Annotated in this window: 7 protein-coding genes; 2 read left to right on the top strand and 5 right to left on the bottom strand. The window is 68.3% G+C overall.

Annotated elements, in window-relative coordinates; translation table 11 throughout:
• Both AC1DZ6_RS20370 and AC1DZ6_RS20365 read right to left on the bottom strand, forming a co-directional pair.
• Positions 1 to 358: P-loop NTPase family protein (locus AC1DZ6_RS20370; RefSeq protein WP_477098952.1), on the bottom strand; the 358-nt coding region annotated here is incomplete at its 3' end.
• A 9-nt stretch (positions 359 to 367) separates the two neighbouring features.
• On the bottom strand, positions 368 to 685 hold the full coding sequence (locus AC1DZ6_RS20365; protein ID WP_056438632.1) for a heavy metal-binding domain-containing protein: 318 nt from the start codon (positions 683 to 685) through the stop codon (positions 368 to 370).
• Between the two features lie 208 nt (positions 686 to 893).
• Between AC1DZ6_RS20365 and AC1DZ6_RS20360 the strand changes: the two genes are divergently transcribed.
• On the top strand, positions 894 to 1,355 hold the full coding sequence (locus AC1DZ6_RS20360) for a DUF4112 domain-containing protein (protein ID WP_165189203.1): 462 nt from the start codon (positions 894 to 896) through the stop codon (positions 1,353 to 1,355).
• Positions 1,356 to 1,391: 36 nt separating this feature from the next.
• Positions 1,392 to 1,856 (top strand): DUF4112 domain-containing protein, encoded by a 465-nt coding sequence (locus tag AC1DZ6_RS20355; RefSeq protein ID WP_477098951.1) that lies wholly within the window; start codon positions 1,392 to 1,394, stop codon positions 1,854 to 1,856.
• Positions 1,857 to 1,860: 4 nt separating this feature from the next.
• Here the strand turns inward: AC1DZ6_RS20355 and AC1DZ6_RS20350 are convergent, their stop codons facing one another.
• The 3 genes from AC1DZ6_RS20350 to AC1DZ6_RS20340 all read right to left on the bottom strand — a co-directional run bounded on the left by AC1DZ6_RS20350 (position 1,861) and on the right by AC1DZ6_RS20340 (position 3,411).
• Positions 1,861 to 2,058, bottom strand: coding sequence for a hypothetical protein (locus AC1DZ6_RS20350; RefSeq protein WP_477098950.1), 198 nt, complete (start codon positions 2,056 to 2,058; stop codon positions 1,861 to 1,863).
• The gene (locus tag AC1DZ6_RS20345; RefSeq protein WP_477098949.1) at positions 2,055 to 2,507 is read right to left on the bottom strand and encodes a hypothetical protein; all 453 of its coding nucleotides are present in this window, start codon (positions 2,505 to 2,507) and stop codon (positions 2,055 to 2,057) included. The genes AC1DZ6_RS20350 and AC1DZ6_RS20345 overlap by 4 nt, the downstream gene beginning before the upstream one ends.
• A gap of 142 nt (positions 2,508 to 2,649) precedes the next feature.
• Entirely contained in the window at positions 2,650 to 3,411 is a 762-nt protein-coding gene (locus AC1DZ6_RS20340) for a nuclear transport factor 2 family protein (protein ID WP_477098948.1), read from the bottom strand.
• Positions 3,412 to 4,166 lie beyond the last annotated feature (755 nt).

Below are 4,166 nucleotides of genomic sequence, written 5' to 3'. Positions count from 1 at the left end.
GGATATAGGCGTTGGGATCGACGCTGAGCCGCTCCATGCGGGTCTTGTCGCCGAGGATCGAGCCGCCGTGGCGGCCGGACGAGGGATCGACCGCCAGCACGGCCACCCGGTGGCCCGCGGCGGTCAGCATCGTGCCGAACGCCTCGATGGTGGTCGACTTGCCGGCCCCCGGCACGCCGGTGATCCCGATGCGCTGAGCGCCGCCGGTGCGGGGCATCAGGCGCTCCAGCAGGGCGCGGGCGGCCTTCTGGTGGTCGCGGCGACGGCTCTCGACCAGGGTGATGGCGCGGGCCAGGGCGGCGCGGTCGCCGGCGACCAGGCGCGTCTCGAGATCGGCGATGTTCAGCGGCTGGCTCACAGGAGCCAACTAGAGGACGACGGCGGTCCCGGAAACCGAAACCATCATCATCGAGCCGTGCGGGCCCACGGTGTTGTAGTCGAGGTCGACGGCGACGATCGCGTTGGCGCCCAGCTTCTCGGCTTCCTTGACCAGGTTCTTCATGGCGTCCTCGCGGGCCCGGGCCAGCACCCGCTCGTAGGACTTGGAGTGGCCGCCGATGAAGTCGCGGATGGCGGCCATCAGGTCGAGCACCACGTTCGCGCCAAGGATCGACTGGGCGTAGATCGCGCCCTTGTAGTCCTGGACCGGCCGTCCTTCGATGAAGGGGGTGGTCGAGATCAGCATCGACAGATCCTCGTCAGCCGCTTGGCCTGCGCCGAGTGGCGCTCGCCGTTAACTTAAGCACAAACGGCTCGCTTCGCGAGGGGCTCCCTCGGAGCGCGAGCGATTTGYGGTTCGCTTTCGCCTGACACGCGAAACTCCACCGTGCCCACTTCCTGCGCGCCCATGGTTAAGGCAGATTGCAGCCAGTACCGCTGCTGGGGGCCGCCGGGTGATCTTCGCCAAATCGCATCTCGACCTGCACAACATCCGCAACAACGTGGCGCGGGTGAAGAAGCTGTCGGACAACGTGGTCGGCGTCGGTCCGCTGGGCATCGGCCTGGACGGTCTGCTGACCTGGATCCCGGGGGCCGGCGAGCTCTACAGCCTGGGAGCCGGCGGGCTGATCGTCTGGGACGCCGTCCGCGCGCGTTCGGCGCCGATGATCGTCGTGCAGATCATGGCCATCATCCTGGTCGACACCGTGGCCGGCGCCGTGCCGGGCGTGGGCAAGGTGGCCGACATGCTGTTCACCGGCCACAAGTGGTCGGCCGACATGCTGACCAACCACATGGACGACACGATCTATTTCGAGGGGACGCGCAAGGACGTGCAGGGCACGGCCGAGTACCGCGACCTGCTCGAACGCATCCGGGCCGGCAAGGAAAAGCGCCGGGTCGTGTTTCTGGGCTGACGACAACCATTAGAGCGGCGGAGCGTTGAGCCTGGCATGACCGAACGCACCGCGCAGACCGTCGAGGGCTACGTCATCGACGAAGGGCATTCCAGCCGACGCCACAAGGCGCATCAGGCCTGGCGTCACGCCGAGACCATCAAGCGGCTCTCCGACCGGCTGATCGGCATCGGGCCGTTCGGCATCGGCCTGGACGGCGTGCTGGCCTGGGTGCCGGGCGTGGGCCTCGCCTACGGCCTGGGGGCCGGCGGAGTGCTGCTCTATCACGCCATGCAGGCCGGAGCCTCGGGCGCCACCCTGGCGCGGATGGCCGCCTACCTGGCCGCCGACAACCTGTCCGACACCGTGCCGATGTTGGGCTGGGCGGTCGACACCCTGTTCCCGGGCCACTTGATGGCGGCCAAGGCCCTGCAGAAGGACATCGAGTCCAAGCACGGCCTGCCCGACGACATCGACGCCAAGACCCGCAAGAAGAAGCGGGTGAAGAAGGCCCGGCGCTAGGCGCTCAGAACAGGCGGTCGTACCACTGGGTCGGCCCCGGAAGCCGCTCGGCCAAGAAATCGCATCGACCGCGGCGCCAGTCGAAGGCGTGGCCGCCATCCAGGCAGGCGTCGGCTTCAAGCTGCCGACTCACCGTCCACGCCGTCGCCAGCATGCCGGCGACACAGGCGGCCGCCAGCCCGCCCCTGAGGAGCGCGCTCACGCCAGGAAGGCCTTGGGCGGCAAAGGCCTGCGCTTGCGACGACCGTAAGCGATCCACCAGACGCCCAGACCGGTCAGCAGGCCCAGCAGGGCGCTCAGTGGCCAGAGCACGGCGTCGGGTGCGTTTGTCCCGTTCAACTTGAACGCCACGGCCACGCCGGTCGCGGCGCCGACCAGGGCGGCGAGGCTTCGGTGGTGCCGGCCGAACTGATGCAGGCAGGCCCAGGCGCAGCCGGCGCAGAACACGTAGGGCCAGCCCAGGACCGCGCCGAACGGCAGGGCGACGACCGCCGCCGAGGCGGCGGTGGCGGCGCGCGTGGCGAGGTCCGTGGCGGTGTCTGTCCAGAGGATCGCCTGCGACAGCATGAGGGCGGGAAAGGCGAAGGCGAAGACGATCGCGGCGACGATGCGGGAAAGGCTGGTCGTCTCGCGGGCGGGCGGCGGGAGCATGGGCGGCGGCCTTGGTGGCTGAGGTGGGAGGCCTCATCACGCGCCGCGAGCGTGCGTCCCTGGGCGGGGGCGCTTGGGAGATGTGGTCAAGAGATGGTGCAATCTCGGAAGGGAGCCGGGGTCTGTTCGTCGGGCCTTTCGACTACGGTTTCTCCCGCGCGAACATCAGCGCCATGATCCGCCAGCCATTCGGCGTCTTCATCACCAACGCCCGATCGGTATACTCGCCCGCGGCCGAACGGAACGACCAGCGCGCAACGCCGATGTCGCCACGAGCATCGATCACACGGCTGGTCACGTCGAAGACATTGCCCCGCGAGGCGCTGCGGCGGTCGCGATAGCGGGCTTGCCATTCCGGCAGGCTCGCCGCGACCAACTCGCCCTCTTCCACGGTCATCACCAGCGCCCGCGGATCGATGGAGGTCGCGAGCAGTTCGTCGTCCCAGCTACGGTCGGACGCCAGCTTTCTATCGACGGTCGCGTCGATGGCCGCGCCCGACGTCGAGACGTCCTGGAGGCCCGGGGCGCCGGCTTGGCACAGCTTGCCGACGATCCGCCAACCCGTCCCCAGCCGGGCCAGCAACAGGTAGTCGACATAGGTCTTGTCTCCGCGCACCGCGCGCAGACGGACCAGGGCGCTGGACGGGCCGGCGTCCAGCCACTCCGCCGTGGTGGTCGCCGGATCAGGGGGCGCGGCTTGCGCGAGCCTGGCTTTCCACTGCGCCTGGGAGGTGGCCGTGACGGATCGGCCGTCCGTGCAATACATGATCGCGCTGGGCTGGAAGGCCTGGCCCATGGCGGCCGCGCTGCCCCGGGCGATCGCCTCGGAATAGGCGTCGACGGCGTCGGCGGGCGTCGCGGCCTGCAAGGATACGGCGAACATCGTCGCGAGCAGTGAAAGCATCGGGATCATCCTCCGCCCCCGATCTTAGCCGTCGGCCGATCTTTCGAATATTCACGAGAGGTGCGGTGATCATTCGTGTCAGGTGAACGATGTCGTCCTGTCGACGATGCGCCGGTCGGTCGGTTCAGACCCTCGGACAGGGGATGCTTGAGTCGCGAGAGCGGGTGGCCGGCTCAATTCGAGCCATGCTGATGTTGGGCGACGGGGCTGACTTATGCTCGGCGGGTAGCCAACAGAGTTTAGCGATTTCAAGGCGCTAAACTTTCTCGACCTAACTTATCCTCAGCCTGCCGAACCGCCCGTATCCTGATCCCACCTGAAAGCATGGGAAGGGCGCACGTACGGCGACCGTTGCGGCTTTCGGGGGCGATCGAGCGGGAAGCTCTGTCGGCGGTCCTTCGGGACCAACCCCGTCCATCTGGTGCCGGCTGGGCACGGAACACGGATACAGCGTTGGGCGGGGGCCGGCTTAGCAGCAGGCGAGCGGTGACAGGCTCGCGGACCGAGACCGGGGATGTCGCCCCGGCTCGCCCGTCGGAGGCTTCAAGGCGGCGAGGCCCTAATAGGGCTCAGCGTCGCGGGCTTCCGGATAACGACCGCGCGGAGCGCCTGAACTTCGTCGAAACGGTATTCAAAACTGCAAATCATCCGGGCGAGGCCCGGGCGCTTCGCACCCTTCCCATCAAGCTCAGCGGCGGTCCGCGTGAGGCGGCGAAGCTGTGTCTACGATTGGGGACAGGCGCATGCGCCTGTCC

Source organism: Caulobacter sp. P1_B12_2, from assembly GCF_056406675.1.
This window is presented reverse-complemented; position numbering and strand designations above follow the sequence as displayed.